The sequence below is a fragment of the Vibrio sp. VP6 genome (genome assembly GCF_028823755.1).
Classification (GTDB): Bacteria; Pseudomonadota; Gammaproteobacteria; order Enterobacterales; family Vibrionaceae; genus Vibrio; species Vibrio parahaemolyticus.
The window spans coordinates 34,160-53,372 of the sequence record NZ_JAPEID010000026.1; the positions used below are offsets into that span (position 1 = coordinate 34,160).

Annotated in this window: 18 protein-coding genes; 8 read left to right on the forward strand and 10 right to left on the reverse strand. The window is 47.0% G+C overall.

Annotation, left to right across the window (positions count from 1 at the left end):
* Positions 1–30 precede the first annotated feature (30 nt).
* Both cpxA and OU793_RS16270 read right to left on the reverse strand, forming a co-directional pair.
* Positions 31–1,434, reverse strand: coding sequence for an envelope stress sensor histidine kinase CpxA (gene cpxA / locus OU793_RS16265; RefSeq protein ID WP_159404017.1), 1,404 nt, complete (start codon positions 1,432–1,434; stop codon positions 31–33).
* The gene (locus tag OU793_RS16270) at positions 1,434–2,123 is read right to left on the reverse strand and encodes a response regulator (RefSeq protein ID WP_023583865.1); all 690 of its coding nucleotides are present in this window, start codon (positions 2,121–2,123) and stop codon (positions 1,434–1,436) included. The genes cpxA and OU793_RS16270 overlap by 1 nt, the downstream gene beginning before the upstream one ends.
* 190 nt (positions 2,124–2,313) lie before the next feature.
* Between OU793_RS16270 and OU793_RS16275 the strand changes: the two genes are divergently transcribed.
* From OU793_RS16275 to pfkA, 3 genes are all read left to right on the forward strand, one after another.
* Positions 2,314–2,826 carry a CpxP family protein gene (locus OU793_RS16275; RefSeq protein ID WP_005487153.1) on the forward strand — a complete coding sequence of 171 codons (513 nt, stop codon included), beginning with the start codon at positions 2,314–2,316 and terminating at the stop codon, positions 2,824–2,826.
* A gap of 115 nt (positions 2,827–2,941) precedes the next feature.
* Entirely contained in the window at positions 2,942–3,850 is a 909-nt protein-coding gene (fieF, locus tag OU793_RS16280; RefSeq protein ID WP_005482190.1) for a CDF family cation-efflux transporter FieF, read from the forward strand.
* Positions 3,851–4,134: 284 nt separating this feature from the next.
* Complete coding sequence (gene pfkA, locus OU793_RS16285; RefSeq protein WP_005460467.1) at positions 4,135–5,097, forward strand: 6-phosphofructokinase; 963 nt, start codon at positions 4,135–4,137, stop codon at positions 5,095–5,097.
* 94 nt (positions 5,098–5,191) lie between these two features.
* Here pfkA and OU793_RS16290 read toward each other — a convergent pair whose 3' ends face one another.
* Entirely contained in the window at positions 5,192–6,574 is a 1,383-nt protein-coding gene (locus OU793_RS16290; RefSeq protein ID WP_021453404.1) for an MATE family efflux transporter, read from the reverse strand.
* Between the two features lie 229 nt (positions 6,575–6,803).
* On the opposite strand from OU793_RS16290, the gene OU793_RS16295 reads away from it, so the two are divergent.
* The 3 genes from OU793_RS16295 to OU793_RS16305 all read left to right on the forward strand — a co-directional run bounded on the left by OU793_RS16295 (position 6,804) and on the right by OU793_RS16305 (position 9,677).
* A complete protein-coding gene (locus tag OU793_RS16295; RefSeq protein ID WP_005381516.1) occupies positions 6,804–7,094 on the forward strand; it encodes a co-chaperone GroES in 291 nt (96 codons plus the stop codon).
* Between the two features lie 77 nt (positions 7,095–7,171).
* Entirely contained in the window at positions 7,172–8,815 is a 1,644-nt protein-coding gene (gene groL, locus OU793_RS16300) for a chaperonin GroEL (protein ID WP_005482180.1), read from the forward strand.
* 298 nt (positions 8,816–9,113) lie between these two features.
* Complete coding sequence (locus OU793_RS16305) at positions 9,114–9,677, forward strand: hypothetical protein (protein ID WP_005457036.1); 564 nt, start codon at positions 9,114–9,116, stop codon at positions 9,675–9,677.
* An 82-nt stretch (positions 9,678–9,759) separates the two neighbouring features.
* On the opposite strand, the gene OU793_RS16310 is transcribed toward OU793_RS16305, so the two are convergent.
* From OU793_RS16310 to epmB, 3 genes are all read right to left on the reverse strand, one after another.
* Positions 9,760–10,257: an MgtC/SapB family protein gene (locus tag OU793_RS16310; RefSeq protein ID WP_005482203.1), complete on the reverse strand. Its 498-nt coding sequence runs from the start codon at positions 10,255–10,257 to the stop codon at positions 9,760–9,762.
* A 250-nt stretch (positions 10,258–10,507) separates the two neighbouring features.
* Positions 10,508–11,722, reverse strand: coding sequence for an alanine racemase (gene alr, locus OU793_RS16315; RefSeq protein WP_025578418.1), 1,215 nt, complete (start codon positions 11,720–11,722; stop codon positions 10,508–10,510).
* Between the two features lie 707 nt (positions 11,723–12,429).
* Entirely contained in the window at positions 12,430–13,452 is a 1,023-nt protein-coding gene (gene epmB / locus OU793_RS16320) for an EF-P beta-lysylation protein EpmB (RefSeq protein ID WP_159404018.1), read from the reverse strand.
* A 33-nt stretch (positions 13,453–13,485) separates the two neighbouring features.
* On the opposite strand from epmB, the gene efp reads away from it, so the two are divergent.
* Positions 13,486–14,052, forward strand: a complete 567-nt coding sequence (efp, locus tag OU793_RS16325) for an elongation factor P (protein WP_005456976.1) — start codon at positions 13,486–13,488, stop codon at positions 14,050–14,052.
* 268 nt (positions 14,053–14,320) lie between these two features.
* Entirely contained in the window at positions 14,321–15,724 is a 1,404-nt protein-coding gene (locus OU793_RS16330) for an SPFH domain-containing protein (protein ID WP_005456928.1), read from the forward strand.
* 101 nt (positions 15,725–15,825) lie between these two features.
* Here OU793_RS16330 and frdD read toward each other — a convergent pair whose 3' ends face one another.
* Genes frdD through frdA form a run of 4 tightly spaced genes read right to left on the reverse strand, consistent with a single transcriptional unit; the run spans position 15,826 to position 19,140 of the window.
* On the reverse strand, positions 15,826–16,203 hold the full coding sequence (frdD, locus tag OU793_RS16335) for a fumarate reductase subunit FrdD (protein ID WP_005456924.1): 378 nt from the start codon (positions 16,201–16,203) through the stop codon (positions 15,826–15,828).
* Between the two features lie 11 nt (positions 16,204–16,214).
* On the reverse strand, positions 16,215–16,598 hold the full coding sequence (gene frdC, locus OU793_RS16340; protein ID WP_005381491.1) for a fumarate reductase subunit FrdC: 384 nt from the start codon (positions 16,596–16,598) through the stop codon (positions 16,215–16,217).
* A 2-nt stretch (positions 16,599–16,600) separates the two neighbouring features.
* Positions 16,601–17,341, reverse strand: coding sequence for a succinate dehydrogenase/fumarate reductase iron-sulfur subunit (locus OU793_RS16345; protein ID WP_005456956.1), 741 nt, complete (start codon positions 17,339–17,341; stop codon positions 16,601–16,603).
* Positions 17,341–19,140 (reverse strand): fumarate reductase (quinol) flavoprotein subunit, encoded by a 1,800-nt coding sequence (gene frdA / locus OU793_RS16350; RefSeq protein WP_005496469.1) that lies wholly within the window; start codon positions 19,138–19,140, stop codon positions 17,341–17,343. The genes OU793_RS16345 and frdA overlap by 1 nt, the downstream gene beginning before the upstream one ends.
* Between the last annotated feature and the right edge of the window lie 73 nt (positions 19,141–19,213).

The window sequence follows — 19,213 nt, forward strand, 5'->3', positions numbered from 1 at the left end:
AAAATCATTATCAACTGAAGTCTTGTAGGGTTATTTGCCCACTTTGACTAAAGGCAGCGTGATGGAGACGCGCAAACCTCCCAGTGGGCTGCGGCTTGCGACAATCGTACCGCTGTGCTGACGAATCGCACTTTCGGTGATGGTTAACCCTAATCCTGTGCCGCCAGAGTGACGATCACGAGCGGTAGACACACGATAGAATGGACGGAAAATCGCATCTAACTCTTCATCCGGCACACCATCACCGTTGTCATCGACGGTAATCGTCAGTGTGTCAGTCTTGTCTTGAATGTCGATCTGCACTTCATCTTTTCCGTAATAAATCGCGTTGCGGATGATGTTTTCTACCGCGCTCATCAACAGTTTTGGGTTGCCTGAGATATGTCGCTCAGGGATCTCTGAATAGCGGAGTGTTTTACCCATTTGCTCGGCTTCAAACTGCGCATCTTTAATGATCTCTTCCCACAAACTTTCTATTGGCTGTGTCTCGCGTGTCATGTGGCTGTTCACCTGCATGCGCGAGAGCTCAAGCAATTCGCTGATCATCTGCTCAAGGCGCTGCGCTTCGGTATCAATGCGAACCAACTCAGGGCTGTCACCCTGTTTGCGCGTCGCTAATGCACTGGCCATGCGCAATCGAGTGAGTGGCGAGCGTAATTCGTGAGAAATGTCCGACAGTAAACGCTGCTGACCTGAAATCATCTGATTCACCGCTTCGACCATTTGGTTGAAGCTGCTGCCCGCTTGACGAAATTCTGCGGTGCCTTTTTCAAGATTCGGATCGATGACGAACTCACCTTTTGCGACTCGCTGCGCGGCGGCTTCAAGGCGTCGTGCGGGTTGGCTCAGCGCCCAAGCAAGCCACAGCAGTAATGGTGTGCTCACCAACATGACTGCCAACAGTAACTGGAATGGGTGGTCGAAGAGACGCAGTAGCAGCGGTGGTGGCTCGTTCCATTTAAAGCCAACGTACATCAGCAGTTCAGAGTCGGCCAGTACGATTGGCACAGGGCCGGCAATCATATAGCGGCCATAAAGTCTCTGTTTTGGCTTGTTGTAATCTTCAATACTGGTGACAAAGTTTTGCATCGCACGCAGTTGAAAGTTGCTGCGCTTATCGGTGGTTAAGACGTTGCCGTTGTAATCCGAAAAGAACACTCGTGGTCGTGGGTCATGTTTACCTGCGCGATTACCCTCTACGCGGAATAAAATGCGTCCTAGATCGGTTTCTTTGCGGTATTTGTTTTGAATGGCATCACGCGTTTCAATGATCCGCTGATAATGCTCGTCGGGAATGTCGCGTGCTTTCCTTGGATCCAAATGTGGCAGTGATAGCACGGCTATCAATACCAACAGCATAGTGAACCAAAAGATGGCAAAGATGCGTCCATACAAGCTATTAATCTTTGGCAGTTTGATGCGTGATAGGCGCATTAATCCTCCTCAAGCAGCATATAGCCGCGACCACGTAGGGTTTTGATGCGCGGTTTGCCATTGCTTTGGTCGGGCAGCTTTTTGCGTAAGTTCGACACGTGCATATCGATTGCGCGGTCAAAGGCCGCCAGTCTTTTACCTAGTACGTCGAGGCTCAACGTCTCTTTGGTGAGTACGTGTCCTGGGTTTTGGACAAAGTGGGTCAACAGCGCGAACTCGGTTGCGGTTAGATCCAGCAATTGTTGATCGCAGTAAGCCTCTTGCTTGCCCGGATACAGGCGCAACTCTTGGTACTCAATACAATCGCTGTTTTTGCCGTTTTTCTGCGTGTTATTGGTGCGACGTAAAATCGCACGAATACGAGCGAGCAGCTCTCGGTCGCTGAAAGGTTTTGGTAAGTAGTCATCTGCGCCGAGCTCTAAACCGATCACTCGATCAATCTCTTCACCTTTGGCGGTCAACATCAACACGGGGGTTTCCCAGTTCTCTCGCAGACGCTTCAGCGTTTCCATACCATTCAATTTTGGCATCATTACATCCAGTAGGATGAGGTCGATATCGCTGTTGATTGCGGCAAGGCCGGCTTCACCGTCGTTTGCTTCACTGACTTCGAATCCTTCGAAGCTGAGCACCTCTTTTAATAGGCTTGTCAGTTCTATGTCGTCATCAATTAAAAGAATGTTTGCCATCAGGGCACCTTTGGTCAGTTACCGTTTACTTAATATTACATTGGATTGATGTGCGACGAAGAGGGCAAAAATCACTCTTTACGATTCTTTACGCTCCCTATACGCCGCTTTACCTAGCGAGTCGTATTCTATACTCAAGCGCTGTGAGAACAGCCCAGAAGAATCACTCACTTGTGTAAGGAATCGAATTATGAAATCTGCAAAAAAACTTGTGTTAGCTGCTGTTGTTCTACCTCTAACTTTAGGCACTGCGAGTGCATTCGCATTTGGCGGTAAAGATCACCACAAAGGCCCACGTGATGAATGTGGTATGGGTATGGACCGTGGCATCATGCGCGATTTGAACTTAACTGATGCACAAAAAGACCAACTGCAATCTTTCCGCGATGCAAACCGTGCGGAAATGAAAGGCAAATATTCACAAAACCGCGAAGCACGCATGGCAGAGCGCCAAGCGCATCACGCGAAAATGCAGTCTCTATTGCTAGCGGATACGTTCGATGAAGCGCAAGCCACTGCTCTAGCTAAAGAGATGGTTGAGCGCCAAACTGAGCACCGCGTGAAAATGCTGGAGAGAAAACACCAAATGTTGAGCGTGCTGACTCCAGAGCAAAAAGCTGAATTTGTAAAACTGCAAAACGAGCGCATGCAAGAATGTGGTGACCAAATGCAACAACGCATGGGAAAACACCGCAATAATTAAGTCATGATCCGATGATATATATGAAGAGGCAGCCACAGGTTGCCTCTTTTTGATCTGGCGATTTCACGCGCATTCAACGTATACTCAAAATACGGTTTGAGTTAACTCTTTGATTATGAAACAGCAATATGCACGCTTAGTCACGACGGCAGCTTGGACAGCAACCATAGTGGCGACGCTTCTTCTCATTGTAAAAGTCATCACATGGTGGGTGACGGGATCGGTCAGCCTATTGGCATCGCTTATTGATTCGATGCTGGACATCGCCGCTTCAGTGGTGAATTTGGTGGTGGTTCGCTATTCGCTGCAACCAGCCGACAGAGAACACACTTTTGGGCACGGTAAGGCCGAGTCTCTCGCTGCGTTGGCACAGGCGATGTTTATCTCCGGCTCTGCGGTATTTTTGATCCTAAACGGTATCGATCGTTTCTTCAGGCCACACGAACTGAACGCGCCGGAGCTGGGTGTGTATGTCTCCTTGTTTGCGATGATGGTGACGTTTGGTTTGGTCATGTTCCAGAAACGCGTGGTGCGCATCACGGGCAGCCAAGCAATCGCGGCAGATTCGTTGCACTACCAAACGGATTTATACATGAACGGGGCGATCATGGTCGCGCTTGGGCTCAGCTATTTTGGTGTAACGCAAGCGGATGCGGTCTTCGCGATTGGTATTGGTATCTTCATTCTTTACAGCGCCTTCAAAATGGTCAGCGAAGCGATTCAAACGTTGCTCGACAGAAAGCTGCCCGATGAAGAGCTTGAGCAAATTAACCAAGCTTGTTTGAGCGTGAAAGGCGTGCTGGGCGTACATCAGTTGCGTACCCGTATGTCTGGTCCAACACGTTTTATTCAATTGCATTTGGAATTGGATGACAACTTGCGTTTAATTGAGGCGCATTATATTGCCGATAAAGTGGAAGATAATTTGTTGGCATTGTTCCCAGAGGCGGATGTATTGATCCATCAAGATCCATTGTCGGTGGTATTTGGGCCAGAAAAAGAGCAAAAAGCACAAGATTGGTAAGAGTCGAAAAAACGTTTTGATCTTAACGACAAACAAGCGCTTATTGACTATCTTTCCATCAATGCTTATTAAGATTCGTGATCCTGATGTGAATCAACAAAGTTTCAAAGAGAAACTGTAATACTCTTACATAAGTAGAAAAGTTACATAAAAAAGTGCGTTTTAATTGGTATTCCTGTAGAGGAAATGTAACATAACGCACAGTTCTGGATTATGCAGGTTGCTTGGTAACAAGGGGCCTAAAAGAAAATTAAATAATTGATTGCCAAAGATCGAGGGTGAGCATGATTAAGAAGATCGGTGTTTTAACAAGTGGCGGTGACGCACCTGGTATGAACGCTGCTATACGCGGCGTAGTACGTACAGCACTATCCGAGGGATTGGAAGTTTTCGGTGTGTACGACGGCTACCTAGGCCTATACGAAGGCCGCATCGAGAAGCTAGATCGTTCTAGCGTTTCAGATGTGATCAACAAAGGTGGTACGTTCCTAGGTTCTGCACGTTTCCCTGAATTTAAACAAGTGGAAGTGCGTGAAAAAGCGATCGAGAACCTAAAGAAACATGGTATTGATGCGCTAGTCGTGATCGGTGGCGACGGTTCGTACATGGGTGCGAAGAAACTGACTGAAATGGGTTACCCATGTATCGGTCTTCCAGGCACAATCGATAACGATATCGCTGGTACTGACTACACAGTGGGCTACCTAAGTGCACTAAACACAGTTATCGATGCAATCGACCGTCTACGTGATACTTCTTCTTCTCACCAACGTATTTCAATTGTAGAAATCATGGGCCGTCACTGTGGTGACCTAACTCTGATGTCTGCAATCGCGGGTGGTTGTGAGTACATCATCACTCCAGAAACTGGTCTAGACAAAGACAAGCTGATCAGCAACATCCAAGACGGCATCGCAAAAGGTAAGAAACACGCAATCATCGCGCTTACTGAGCTAATGATGGATGCAAATGAACTGGCTCGTGACATTGAAGCGGCTACAGGTCGTGAAACTCGTGCAACAGTACTTGGTCACATCCAACGTGGTGGTCGTCCAACTGCATTTGACCGCGTACTAGCATCTCGCATGGGTAACTACGCTGTTCACCTACTGCTTGAAGGTCATGGCGGTCGCTGTGTCGGTATCGTGAAAGAGCAACTTGTTCACCACGACATCATCGACGCGATCGAAAACATGAAGCGTCCAGTGCGTAACGATCTATACAAAGTTGCTGAAGAACTGTTCTAAGCAAGCTTGAAATAGATAAAGAAAAACCGCGGCTTTCCGCGGTTTTTTTGTATTTGAGTATCAGCGAAAGGAAGCTGATGTATTGGGTAGAATCTTACGAAGCGCTGTTTTGTTCAATCAGCGTCAATTTACGTTCGCGCAACGCGAACATGTAACCCAACAGCCCACCTAGTGTGTTGCCCAGCGCAATACCGATGAACAAGCCTTCAATGCTGTACACTTGGCTGCCAACCCATGCAGCAGGCAGCGTAAACACAAACAGGCGCATGAAGCTCCATTGGAAAGCGCGTAGCGGCTTGTGCATCGCATTCAGCCCACTCACCAACATCATCACAATACCTTGGAAACCATAGCTAAATGGAACCACGAGTAGATAGTGCCAAAGTAGATTCTTTACTGTTTCTTCTTGTGAAAATAACGCCGCTAAAGGAATGCTCAATGGCACCATCATCAAGAAGATAAAACCTTGGAACACCACAGCAAAACGCATGCTGAGAAACAAACCAGAGAAAGCGCGCTGAGGATTTTTTGCCCCTAAGTTCTGCGCCATAAATGGCGTGAGTGCGGAGGTCAGCGACATCAACACTAAGATCAGAATCGACTCAATACGCTGCGCAGCGCCGTAAGCTGCCACCGCTGCCGTGCCGTGGCTAGATAGCAGCATCATCAAAATCGCACCCGACAACGGATTCATCGCATTGGATAGCGCTGCAGGGGTGCCAATTTTTAACGTCTGTTGCCAATCTTGTTTCAATGAGGCCCATTGAGGTTGTGCGAGCAGTTTTTCGCGTTTCACCAACACATAGAAAGAGCCGCACAAAGCGCCTAGCCAACTAAAGGCACTCGCTATAGCAGCGCCTTGAATGCCAAGTTCTGGGAAGGGGCCATAACCGAAAATCAGTAGTGGATCGAGCATGCCGTTGATCAGACCGGCCAACATCATGATCTTAGCGGGTGTCTTAGTGTCGCCAGTGGCACGGATCGCACTGTTGCCCGCCATTGGGATCACCAACAGCGGAATGGTGAGGTACCACACCTGCATGTATTGTTCGATGAGCGGAATCAGATCGTCAGCCGCGCCAAGGAAACGAAACAGTGGCGCAATGGTAGCAAAGCCAATAGAAGAAGCGATAGCGACGAGCAACACCGCCAACAGCAAACCGTGAGTCGTAAATCGCGCCGCTTGTGGAGCATGACCTTGACCAAGTAAGCGTCCAATGTTGGTCGATAGCCCCATCCCGATCCCCATCGTGATGCAGTTAACCGCAAAGGTGACAGGAAACGTGTAGCTGATTGCCGCCAGGGCGTGCGTCCCCAACAACGAGATAAAAAACGTATCCACCAAGTTAAACATCAAAATTGCGATCATGCCCATGGTCATGGGGACGGTCATCTTGCGCAGCGTTTCGGGAATGGGCGCGCTCAGCAAACCATGCTTATCTGTCGCGTGGTTTTCTGGCTTGTTCTTTTCCAGCATGTTGAACATCTATCTGGTGGGCAAACTGCAAGGATACAAGAAAGCGAGAAGCTGGGCGAGTGAGCATTTCGCACGCAAACCGTTGCTTAGCTGTTCGTTATTTTAACTAAGTCACAAAAAAAATACGTCTCCCCCTTGGGATTACTCGTTTGACCCCTTATATAGGGATCACGTGCCCCAACGCGGGTAATTATCAAATAAACATGGAAATTTTCAGGAGAGACGACCGATGAACATTCGTCCATTACATGACCGAGTTATCGTTGAACGTAAAGAAGTTGAATCTAAGTCTGCTGGTGGCATCGTTCTTACTGGTTCTGCTGCGGAAAAATCAACTCGCGGTGTTGTTCTAGCTGTAGGTAAAGGCCGCATCCTAGAAAACGGCACAGTACTACCGCTAGACGTAAAAGTTGGTGACACCGTTATCTTCGCTGAAGGTTACGGCACTAAAACTGAAAAAATCGACGGTAAAGAAGTGCTTGTCATGTCTGAAAACGACATCATGGCGATCGTTGAATAATAGCAATCATTGAGTAATTTTTTGCTCAGATTCAAATTGAAAATCAAACACAAAGAATTTTAGAAAGGAAATCAAAGATGGCTGCTAAAGACGTTAAATTTGGTAATGACGCACGAGTTAAGATGCTAGAAGGTGTAAACGTTCTGGCTGACGCAGTGAAAGTAACACTGGGTCCTAAAGGTCGTAACGTAGTTCTAGATAAATCTTTCGGTGCTCCAACCATCACTAAAGACGGTGTATCTGTAGCGCGTGAAATTGAGCTGGAAGACAAGTTCCAGAACATGGGCGCGCAAATGGTTAAAGAAGTAGCGTCTAAAGCAAACGACGCTGCGGGTGACGGTACAACAACAGCAACCGTACTAGCGCAAGCAATCGTAAATGAAGGTCTAAAAGCAGTTGCAGCGGGTATGAACCCAATGGATCTTAAGCGCGGTATCGACAAAGCTGTTGCAGCGGCAGTAGAGCAACTAAAAGAGCTTTCTGTTGAGTGTAACGACACCAAAGCAATCGCACAGGTTGGTACTATCTCTGCGAACTCTGACGCAAGCGTAGGTAACATCATTGCTGAAGCAATGGAACGCGTTGGCCGCGACGGTGTTATCACTGTTGAAGAAGGTCAGGCTCTACAAGACGAGCTAGACGTAGTAGAAGGTATGCAGTTCGACCGCGGTTACCTATCTCCTTACTTCATCAACAACCAAGAAGCGGGCAGCGTTGAGCTAGAAAACCCATTCATCCTTCTAGTTGATAAGAAGATCTCAAACATCCGTGAGCTTCTACCAACTCTAGAAGCAGTAGCAAAAGCATCTCGTCCACTGCTAATCATCGCAGAAGACGTAGAAGGCGAAGCACTAGCGACATTGGTTGTGAACAACATGCGTGGCATCGTGAAAGTTGCTGCGGTTAAAGCGCCTGGTTTTGGTGACCGTCGTAAAGCAATGCTACAAGACATCGCTATCCTAACTGGCGGTACTGTGATTTCTGAAGAAATCGGTCTAGAACTAGAAAAAGTAACGCTTGAAGATCTAGGTCAGGCTAAGCGCGTAAGCATCACGAAAGAAAACTCAACCATCATCGATGGTGCGGGTGAAGAAGCGATGATCCAAGGCCGCGTTGCTCAAATTCGTCAACAAATCGAAGACGCAACTTCAGACTACGACAAAGAGAAACTACAAGAGCGTGTTGCTAAACTGGCTGGCGGTGTTGCAGTAATCAAAGTGGGTGCAGCGACTGAAGTTGAAATGAAAGAGAAAAAAGACCGCGTAGAAGACGCGCTACACGCGACTCGCGCAGCGGTTGAAGAAGGCGTAGTTGCTGGTGGTGGTGTTGCACTAATCCGCGCTGCATCTAAGATTGTTGACCTAGAAGGCGACAACGAAGAACAAAACGTTGGTATCCGCGTTGCGCTTCGCGCAATGGAAGCGCCAATCCGTCAAATCACGAAGAACGCAGGTGACGAAGACTCTGTTGTTGCGAACAACGTGAAAGCGGGTGAAGGTTCTTACGGCTACAACGCCGCGACGGGTGAATACGGCGACATGCTAGAGATGGGTATCCTAGACCCAACTAAAGTAACTCGTAGCGCTCTACAATTTGCAGCGTCTGTCGCTGGTCTAATGATCACAACAGAAGCGATGGTAACTGACCTACCACAAAAAGAAAGTGCAGGCATGCCTGACATGGGTGGTATGGGCGGTATGGGTGGCATGGGCATGATGTAATCATCCCGCGCTATTCCAAGCCGAGTAGAACAAAAAGCCGAGGTGTGAACCTCGGCTTTTTTGCGTCTGGTGTTTGCCCACTGTGCATTTTTCAGGGCAGGTAAAAGAAGATGTGAATTGTGAGGGATGCGTTCCGGCAGCGTCAGTGGAAAAACAGAAAAATAACTGAGATGAATTTTTTCTAGGATAGTCAGATTGTTAAATATGACCTATTGCTAACACTTTTTGTGTCCGAATAGCGCAAAATCTGAACATTACACTATGTTGTAAATTACTGCTTACCATCATGGAGATAAAAATGAAAAAGCTTATGACGTCATTGGCTGTTGCAGCCACTATCGCATCACCTGTTGCTCTTGCGAACAGCACCCCTGTGATGTTTTCAACGATCGACCATACTAACGCTCCATCAAACTCTGCTGTTGGTGGTGTTCGTTTGGCGGTACTGCATGGCCAAGTAAACGAAGTAAAAGGCGTCGACTTCTCAGTTCTAGGTATGTCTGAAACTGACCGTACTACGGGTGTGAACTTCGGTCTGTTCTTTGGGGCAGCGAAAGTAAACCAAGAAATGAAAGGTGCGTCACTTGGTTTGGTTAACTGGAACCAAGGCCAAACAACCGGTGTGAACTTTGGTGCGGTAAACATCACGAACAACGTGAAAGGCCTAAACTGGAGTGCGGTGAACTACTCAGAAGGTTACACCATGGCAGACGTTGGTCTGGCGAGTATTTCTAAAAAGTCTAACTTCCAACTTGGCTTCTTCAACATGACAGACCAAATCGATGGCGTGCAAATTGGTCTGCTGAACTGTGCGGATAACGGCTTCTTCAAATGTTTCCCTATCATCAACTTCGCTAAATAATCTTAGCGAAAGCCAGATACCAAAAAGCCCGCGATGTTCGCGGGCTTTTTTATTGGGAAATTGAAACAGGCCAACCATTCTCTTATTTGATCAAGCGAGAGGAGGTTTTGCGCTGCTGAATTTTTTGATGAACACCGCGACGTAACGCCTTTATACGGTTTTCGGCTTTATCCACGCCAAGCAGAACGCTCAACGCAAGCAAGGTAATCACGACCGATTGCATTAAGTAACCGAGGCCGATCATCAAACCGAGCCCTGCCAGTACCCAAATGACGGCTGCCGAAGTGACGCCATGGATTTTGCCATCCAGCGTCATCATCACGCCTGCACCCAAGAAGCCGACGCCAGTAATTATCTGACCAAGCACACGAGCTTGGTCGAGCGTGTTTGGTGATAACGACACTGCCATCGACATAAACAGGTAGGTGCCTGAAATAATGAGAATTGCTGTGCGAATACCTACTGGTTTACCACGGGTTTGGCGTTCTATGCCAATCATTAACCCATTGATGGCACAGCAAAATAGGGCAGGCCAACTGAATGGGCCAAGATCGAAAATTTGTTCGAATGTTGTATGCATCTTGACCTCCAAAGCAGCGGAGTATGCATAGACTTATCCTGCAAAGCGAACAAAAAGGATCGTTCGTGTCGACAAATTTACATTGAACATCTGCTTCTGGTTTGGAGCGCGACGATGAGCCAAATGGTGAGCAAAAACGATCAAATTGGCGATGATCTTATTTTATCGTTTTGATGGAATGACTTTATTAAACAATAGACATAAAAAAGGCCAGTATGAGACTGGCCTTGGTGATTATTGCACTTGCCGTTTAACGGTAAATGCGAGGGTTAGTTGCACCCCAGATAGTGTAGTGCTCAGGCAGAATACGACCGCTTTTCTCTTCGGTTTCTTCTGCTGTGATTTCTTCAAAGCCTTGGCGGCCAAATACAACTACTTCGTCGTTTGCCTGAACACCAATGATGTCAGTGACATCAACCATAGTAGTGTTCATTGACGCTTTACCCATTACGCGAGCACGCTGACCGTTGATCAGAACGTCAGCTTTGTTGCTTAGTGAACGGGCGAAACCGTCTGAGTAGCCGATAGGCAGGTTAGCCAGGATAGAGTCACGCTCTAAAACTTTAGTGCTGCCGTAGCCGATTGTGCTGCCTGCAGGGAAGAAGTGCAGTGATGCTACGCGTGTTTTGAAAGACACGATGCGCTCGTAAGGTAGGGTTGCAGGGTAATCACCGTACAGCATGCCGCCAGGACGAACCATATCCAGATGTGCTTCAGGCAGATTTAGCGTGATGTAAGAGTTAGCCACGTGCAGTGTGATGTCTTTACGTTTCAGACCTGCGCTGTCCATTAGCCACTTTGTTTCTACTTTGAAACGGTCAACCTTGCGGCGGATTTCATCAAGACCTTCATTCGGGAAGTGGGTCATCATACCTACGATTTTTAGGTTAGGATCGCTTGCGATTTCCACACCTTCAACCTGACCTTCATACGTTGTCAGATCCAGACCATTACGACCCATGCCTGAAGTATTCAGAGCAAGGTGAACAGGAATAACGGTATTGTAGTTGTATGCAATCTCGATGATTTGATCCGCCTGCATCTTAGTGCCAATCAGCTCTTCGATTTCGTACTGTACGCCGTTTTCAATTTCGTTGCGGCTAGCCGCACGGACACGCATGATCTTGCCTTCGAAGCCATGCTCACGCACTACGCGAGCTTCTTCATTACTGGTGATACCCACACATGCAACGTTGTTTGCGATGATGCTAGGCATCAAGCCTGCGATACCGTTACCGTATGCGTCAGCCTTCATGATGGCACAGATCTGAGTGTTGCCCTTTAGATCCTTCTGAAGCAACTGAATATTATTTGAAAATGCCTGAGTATCAATTTCCAGCCAAGCGTTGCTCGCCTGAACGCGCTCTTCGCGCTCGCTGTCATCAAAATCAACTAGCAGAGGAGCGGCATGTGCGGCTGTTTGGCCCATCAGAGCCAGTGCAGTTAGGCTAAGTTTCAGTTTCAAAGGATATCTCCTGTTATGAGTTTTTTCTTCTTGTTGGTTGAAGTTAAAGTGTAAATAGATGCACAACGTCGCGTAGCGCAGTAGCCTTGCGTTTCCGCTCTTCAACCCCTTGTTGTGCGTCCTTAGTAGATAATCGGTTTTCTTCGGCACTGTTGCTCAGTGCGGCAAGATTGAATGATAAGTGTTCGCAGGAAAAGGTCTCTCTTTGACCGATTCAGTCCTTTCTTCCATGCTTTGGTAACGGTTGAGATTTCGCTGCGTAAACCGTTAAGTGAGGCGTTGGCCTGGTCGACAGAATGCTTGGTTATGTCCCGAATCATCGGTTTCAGCTAGGTAATGGTTGCTGCAATACTTTCTGGTGGACTGGTTAACTTTCCGCAGGGCTGTCTTAAAGGCGATGAAGGCATTTACCATTGCGTAGACTTCACGTTTACTGGCTACCGTTCTTAACGTCTTTCATCTTCAGTTTGGTTGAATATGGATGTCGTAAACTCGACCATTTTTCATCACAATAGTGTGATTCTTATTCCATATTTTGTGTCGCAAATAATCTAGGCGGCAGAGACTACATGAGACTTAAATGTTTTAGAACGGTTTGGTGTCTTTTTTATTGAGTTTTCTGAAAATAAACAAAAATTAGAGAGAAATCGTAAGATTTTGTGCCTCGACCGACACAAAATCTCATGATTTGTAGGGGTTATAGATGGTTATGCGAGGTGTAGGTCGAGCGGCGTTTTGCTTTTTCGGCCGCCGATTTCACGGGTGAGGGTCGGGATCAGGTAGCCAGAGACGTTTTCTAATAAGCCTGCCATTAGTTGTCGGGCTCGTTCGTCATCGACCATAAAGTGGGCCGCTCCCTGGACTTTGTCTAGCACGTGCAAGTAATACGGCAGGATCCCAGCATCGAACAGGGCCTCGCTGAGCTGGCTCAGGGCATCAACGGAATCATTAACGCCTCTTAGTAAAACTCCCTGGTTTAGCAGGGTGACATTGGCTTCTTTTAGTTTTTTCATTGCCTGGCGCAGCTCATCGTTAATCTCATTAGCATGGTTGATGTGCGTAACAAGGATAATTTGCAAGCGTGACGCTTTTAGCAACTGACACAGCTCATCTGTGATTCGAGCTGGGATCACTACAGGCAAACGGCTGTGAATGCGCAGACGTTTGATGTGCGGAATCTTAGCAATGTGTTCCAGCAGCCAATGAATCTCATCGTCTTTTGCCATTAATGGATCACCGCCAGAGAAAATCACCTCATTGAGCTCTGGTTTTTCCGACATGTATTCGATGCACTGGCTCCAAGCTTGTTTGCCGCTCTTGTTCTCTTGATATGGGAAGTGACGACGGAAGCAATAACGGCAATTCACCGCACAGCCGCCTTTGACGATCATCAGCACTCGGTTTTTGTATTTATGCAGCAATCCCGGGATCGCATTGTCCTGTTCGTCAAGAGGATCATTGGAATAGCCTGCATGCACTTCAAACTCGTCACTCAAGGGTAAAACCTGACGCAAAAGAGGGTCTTTAGGATTGCCTTTTTCCATCCTATCGACAAAACTTTGCGGTACACGCTGTGCAAACAGCTTGCGTGCGGCAAACCCGTCTTGCCACGGTGAGGGATCTATTTCCAGTATTTCGAGCAATTTTGCAGGATCAGAGATCCCATTCGCCAACTGTTTGAGCCAGTTTTGCTCAACAGAATCGACTTTTCGGGTTATTATGTGCGGCATTGGAATTTAGCTCTAAGAATGTAAGAGGAAAAAATGGCTACAGTTAGCACCAATGAATTTAAAGGCGGTCTTAAGTTAATGCTTGATAATGAGCCTTGTGTAATTCTGGAAAACGAATACGTTAAACCAGGTAAAGGCCAAGCGTTCAACCGCGTGAAAATTCGTAAACTTCTTTCTGGTAAAGTGCTAGAGAAAACATTCAAGTCTGGTGACACTTGTGAAGTGGCAGACGTAATGGATATCGACCTAGATTATCTATATTCAGACGGCGAATTCTACCACTTTATGAACAATGAAACGTTCGAACAGATCGCAGCTGACGCGAAAGCGGTAGGTGAAAACGCTAAGTGGTTGGTAGAAAACAACACTTGTATGATCACTCTTTGGAACGGTAACCCAATTACCGTTACTCCACCAAACTTCGTTGAGCTAGAAGTTACAGATACTGATCCAGGTCTGAAAGGTGATACTCAAGGTACTGGTGGTAAACCAGCTACACTAGCAACTGGCGCTGTTGTTCGTGTTCCACTATTCATCGCAATTGGCGAAGTGATCAAAGTTGACACTCGTACTGGTGAATACGTAGGTCGTGTGAAGTAATTAATACTTCTCTGAGAAAGGTCGCTTCGGCGGCCTTTTTTATTGCCCGCAATTTTCCTTTTCTACTGCTTTTCAGCGAAATACGAAGCTCACCGCATATTCCTATTGATTTTGTATTATTCGTAAAAATCGCATTAATTTCATGAATCTTTCGATTATTTCTTAATGTAACAATTTGATACATTAACACCTGTTGTCAGCGAGTTGCATAGCAGCTTGATATTCATCGATTTAACTCAATGACAGCCGAAATAATAAGGAGAAAAACATGGAAAGCAGAAGCTTAGGACAAGGCTTAAAAGTAGAAGAACGACGTCAGTTGCTTCATCGCGGGATAAAAGCGGCATTGATTGGTGTGCCTTTATTGGCTGTAGGTTTAACGATCAACAGTTCGGTTTTGATGACAGATGCTGGCTATAGTTATGTGCATCAAAACAACATCACTGGTGAGTTGGATGTGTTTACTGAACCTGGTATTCATTTCCGGATGCCGTTTCTATCCAAAATCACTAAGTACGATCAAGTGATCACTGTGTCTTTTGGTAACAGCAAGGGTGAAGACTTTTACCAACGTCTTGATTCGGTTCAAGTTCGTTTCGCTGATACCTATATTGGTCAAATACCGGTGACGTTCCGCTTTAAATTGAGTAACGATCCAGAAGCTCTAAAAAAGATGCATCGTGAGTTTCGCAATAACAACAACTTGATCGACGCGCTGCTTGTGAAAAATGCGCGTAACGTGACAGTGATTACCGCTACGCAATACACCGGAGAAGAGTTTTTCCAAGGTGGTTTGAACCAGTTCAAATCGAAACTTGGCGATCAGTTGCGAGAGGGAATTTATCTTACAGAGCGACGTCAGGTTGAAGTGGAAGAACTAGACCTTGCGCCTGTTGGGGCTAATCAGGCTAACGCGAACCAATTGCAACGTACCAATCAGCTGGTTTGGAAAACGGTGCCAGTCGTAGACAAAACCGGGCAACCGATTCGTCAAGATAACCCGTTGCAACAATACGGTATTCAGGTAACGCAGGTGACCATTGGTGATCCACAACCAGAGAAACAGCTCGACCAATTGCTGGCGGATAAAAAGCGTTTAGTGGCAGATCGCATTCGTGCGATTCAGGAACAAGAAACGTCGAAAGCACAGGCGGAAACGGAGCAGTTACGGAAAGAAATTCAACGTACTCGTGAAGTGCAAGATGCACAGCGTCAGAAAGAGTTGGCGATTATTTCACAGCAAAAAGAGGTCGAGGTTGCGCGCCAAATCGCGGAACGTGAAATCGTCGAAGTGGAAAAAACCAAACGACTTGCAGAAGTTGAGAAAGAGAAAGAGTTGGCAATTGCCGAGGCTAACTTAGCGATTCAAAAAGCAAACGCACTTTCCGCAGAGTTTGAAGCGAAAGCGATATTAGCGAAAGGTCGCGCAGAATCTGAAGTTCTAAAAGGTAAGTATGCGGCGTTAGGAGCAAACCGTGAAGTTTACTTGGCGGAATTGAATCGAGACGTAGCGAACTCGTTGTACAACAACTTGCAAAACTTCCAAGTTCAGATGCCACAAAACTACATCGGTGGAAGTGACGAAACGGGCTTGAAAACGAACTTAGATGTGATTACTGGCTTTGGTGCTCTTGGTCTTATGGACCAAACAAAGAAGGTCACACAGCAATAAGATCATGGGTGGTCAAAAGCTTAAAAAGCAAAAAGATCATTGGTAACCCAAAGCAATAAAAAAGCTGGCATTGAGCCAGCTTTTTCTTTTGGGTCAGTCTCTTAAATCATGAAGATAAAGATAACTGCTAGTGCAGTGATTAAGCCTGCAAATGCGTAACATGCTACTTTACCAATCACACCAGTGTGGAATTTAAGGTCGTGCATGCCGTGGTGTACACGGTGCATTGCATGCCACATTGGCAATGCTAGCGTGCCAATGATGAATAGCGCACCGATGATGCTGGTTGCGAATGCAGAGACACGCTCGTAGCTCATCGCTTCTGCGTCAATCACGCCTAGTGGTACCAAGATACCTAGCACAAGAACAGTGATTGGCGTCAGCATCGCGAACCAAGTACCGCCCGCACCAAACAGACCCCACCAGATTGGCTCATCAGAACGTTTTGGTGATGTGTTTACACTATAATTCGGTTTCATTGCTCAGCTCCTTACACCACGATGAGAACGATCAGTGAGATGAACGCAACAGCGGCCCACTGAGTCAATACGATGATTTTCTTGTCCACTGGTTTGCCTTTCAAACGAATTGGCATTACTTGTGGCATCATGCTGAAGAAAGTTTGAGCGTGGAATAGGCTACCTAGCAGTGCAACGATGTTGATTGCGACTACAATTGGGTTCGCCATGAACGCTAACCAACCTTGCCAAGCTTCAGGACCTTTCACCAAGCAACCTAAACCGAAAGTTAGGAACAGAGTGAATAGGATCAAAGGAAGCACAGTCGCTTCACGTAGCATGTAGAAGCGGTAGAAAGGATGGTTCTTCCACCAAGTGCGTTTTACTTCACGAACGTAAGGTTTACGGTTGCTCATCCTTATGCCTCCTGAGGTTTCAACATAGCAATCACGAAGTCCATAGAAGACTCCACTTTGCCTTGGTTTACTGCCGCTGCTGGGTCAACATTCTTCGGACAAACTTCAGAACAGTAACCAACAAACGTACAACCCCAAGCACCGTTTTCACCGTTGATAAGCTTCATACGCTCATCTTTACCGTTGTCACGGCTGTCTAGGTTGTAGCGGTGCGCTAGTGTTAGTGCCGCAGGACCGATGAACTCTGGGTTTAGACCAAACTGAGGACATGCTGCGTAGCACAGACCACAGTTGATACAGCCAGCGAACTGCTTGTATTTCGCCATCTGTTCTGGCGTTTGCAAGTTCGTACCGTCTTCTGGTTTACGGTCGTTACCAATGATGTATGGTTTGATTGCTTCAAGACGTTCGATAAACGGTGTCATATCAACAATCAAGTCTTTCTCGATTGGGAAGTTTGCTAGAGGCTCGATAGTCACGCCGTCTGGGTAGTCACGTAGGAAGCTCTTACAAGCAAGTTTCGGTACGTTGTTCACCATGATGCCGCAAGAACCACAGATCGCCATACGGCAAGACCAACGGTAAGACAGATCTTTGTCTAGGTGATCTTTGATGTAGCCAAGTGCGTCAAGCACAGACATGGTTTCATCGAATGGTACTTCGAATGTTTGCTTGTATGGTTCTGCATCTTTTTCTGGGTCGTAACGCAGGATGTCTACTTTTTGAATGCGATTTGCTGACATTATGCTTGCTCCTCTGCGTTCTTCTCTTCAGCCGCTGCTTTTTCTGCTGCTTCACCGTATAGACGAGCTTTTGGTTGTGACTTAGTGATGGTCACATTGCTGTAATCGATACTTGGTGCTGAATCTGGTTTGTAGAAAGCAAGTGAGTGTTTTAGGAAGTTCACGTCATCACGCTCTGTACAACCATCGTCTAGACGTTGGTGCGCGCCGCGAGATTCTTTACGTAGAATCGCAGAGTGAACCATCGCTTCAGCGACTTCTAGGCCGTAACCCACTTCGATTGCATATAGAAGGTCTGTGTTGAACACTTTACCTTTGTCTTTGATGCTGATGCGTTTGTAGCGTTCTTTCAACTCAGTGATTTTGTCGATAGTCGCTTGCATCAAATCTTCTTGGCGGTAGATACCACAGCCCGCTTCCATGGTGTGACCCATTTCTGTGCGGATCTCTGCCCAGTTTTCGTCGCCTTCTTGGTTCATCAGTTTCGCGATGCGTTCTTCAACGGCTTTTACTTGCGCGTCAATTGCCGCGTCGTTCCAGCCTTTGAATTCTGCCGCACGTTTCACTGCGTTTTCACCAGCTACGCGGCCAAATACCACGAATTCAGCCAGTGAGTTAGAACCTAGACGGTTTGCACCGTGAAGACCAACAGACGCACATTCACCAACCGCGAATAGGCCTTTAATGCGAGTTTCACAGCCGCCGTCCGTTTCAATACCACCCATGGTGTAGTGAACGGTTGGACGAATTGGAATCGGCTCTTTTGCAGGGTCCACGTTTACGTAAGCTTTTGCTAGCTCACAGATGAACGGTAGACGCTCTTGTAGGTACTCTTCACCAAGGTGGCGAAGGTCTAGGTGCACCACGTCACCCAGTGGGTGTTTGATGGTGTTGCCTTTCTGTTGTTCGTGCCAGAAAGCTTGAGAAACTTTGTCACGAGGACCCAGTTCCATGTATTTGTTCTTCGGTTGGCCAACTGGAGTTTCAGGGCCCATGCCGTAATCTTGTAGGTAACGGTAGCCGTTCTTGTTAACGATGATACCGCCTTCACCACGACAACCTTCCGTCATCAGGATACCTGTGCCAGGAAGACCTGTTGGGTGGTATTGAACGAATTCCATATCACGTAGAGGAACGCCGTGACGGTAAGCCATTGCCATACCATCGCCCGTTACGATACCGCCGTTGGTGTTACAGTGGTAAACACGGCCCGCGCCACCTGTTGCTAGAACAACAGATTTTGCTTTGATAGTAACAAGCTCGCCTTCAGACATGTGAATAGCAATCAGACCTTGAACTTCGCCTTCATCAACAAGCAGATCCAACACAAAGTACTCATCAAAACGTTTGATGTTGCTGTACTTCATTGATGTCTGGAATAGCGTATGAAGCATGTGGAAGCCAGTTTTGTCTGCAGCGAACCAAGTACGTTCAACCTTCATACCACCAAAGCGGCGTACGTTGACTTCACCGTTCTCTTTACGACTCCATGGGCAACCCCATTGCTCCATTTGGATCATTTCGCGAGTCGCGTTCTCTACAAAGTATTCAACAACATCCTGTTCACATAGCCAGTCACCACCGCCAACAGTGTCGTTGAAGTGGTTGTCTAAGCTATCTTCATCCTTGATAACTGCTGCTGAGCCACCCTCTGCAGCGACCGTGTGGGAGCGCATTGGATAAACTTTAGAAATCAGAGCGACTTCTAAGTCAGGGTTTGCTTCAGCCGCTGCAATAGCAGTACGAAGACCAGCGCCGCCTGCGCCGATGACTGCGATATCTGTGGTGATAATTTGCACAGTTATCCTCCAGTGTGTGATTGCGGAAATCCGCTTGTTATTGTGATTGCGAGGCGCTCTTTTAAAAGAACTC

Bases quoted from the DNA above. Each gene is read 5' to 3' on its own strand.
- OU793_RS16295 (WP_005381516.1), top strand. From the start codon at position 6,804: ATGAACATTCGTCCATTACATGACCGAGTTATCGTTGAACGTAAAGAA.
- groL (WP_005482180.1), top strand. From the start codon at position 7,172: ATGGCTGCTAAAGACGTTAAATTTGGTAATGACGCACGAGTTAAGATG.
- OU793_RS16290 (WP_021453404.1), bottom strand. From the start codon at position 6,574: ATGCTGGAAAAGAACAAGCCAGAAAACCACGCGACAGATAAGCATGGT.
- frdD (WP_005456924.1), bottom strand. From the start codon at position 16,203: ATGAAACCGAATTATAGTGTAAACACATCACCAAAACGTTCTGATGAG.
- epmB (WP_159404018.1), bottom strand. From the start codon at position 13,452: ATGCCGCACATAATAACCCGAAAAGTCGATTCTGTTGAGCAAAACTGG.
- efp (WP_005456976.1), top strand. From the start codon at position 13,486: ATGGCTACAGTTAGCACCAATGAATTTAAAGGCGGTCTTAAGTTAATG.
- frdC (WP_005381491.1), bottom strand. From the start codon at position 16,598: ATGAGCAACCGTAAACCTTACGTTCGTGAAGTAAAACGCACTTGGTGG.
- OU793_RS16305 (WP_005457036.1), top strand. From the start codon at position 9,114: ATGAAAAAGCTTATGACGTCATTGGCTGTTGCAGCCACTATCGCATCA.
- fieF (WP_005482190.1), top strand. From the start codon at position 2,942: ATGAAACAGCAATATGCACGCTTAGTCACGACGGCAGCTTGGACAGCA.
- OU793_RS16310 (WP_005482203.1), bottom strand. From the start codon at position 10,257: ATGCATACAACATTCGAACAAATTTTCGATCTTGGCCCATTCAGTTGG.
- cpxA (WP_159404017.1), bottom strand. From the start codon at position 1,434: ATGCGCCTATCACGCATCAAACTGCCAAAGATTAATAGCTTGTATGGA.
- pfkA (WP_005460467.1), top strand. From the start codon at position 4,135: ATGATTAAGAAGATCGGTGTTTTAACAAGTGGCGGTGACGCACCTGGT.
- OU793_RS16330 (WP_005456928.1), top strand. From the start codon at position 14,321: ATGGAAAGCAGAAGCTTAGGACAAGGCTTAAAAGTAGAAGAACGACGT.
- OU793_RS16345 (WP_005456956.1), bottom strand. From the start codon at position 17,341: ATGTCAGCAAATCGCATTCAAAAAGTAGACATCCTGCGTTACGACCCA.
- OU793_RS16270 (WP_023583865.1), bottom strand. From the start codon at position 2,123: ATGGCAAACATTCTTTTAATTGATGACGACATAGAACTGACAAGCCTA.
- OU793_RS16275 (WP_005487153.1), top strand. From the start codon at position 2,314: ATGAAATCTGCAAAAAAACTTGTGTTAGCTGCTGTTGTTCTACCTCTA.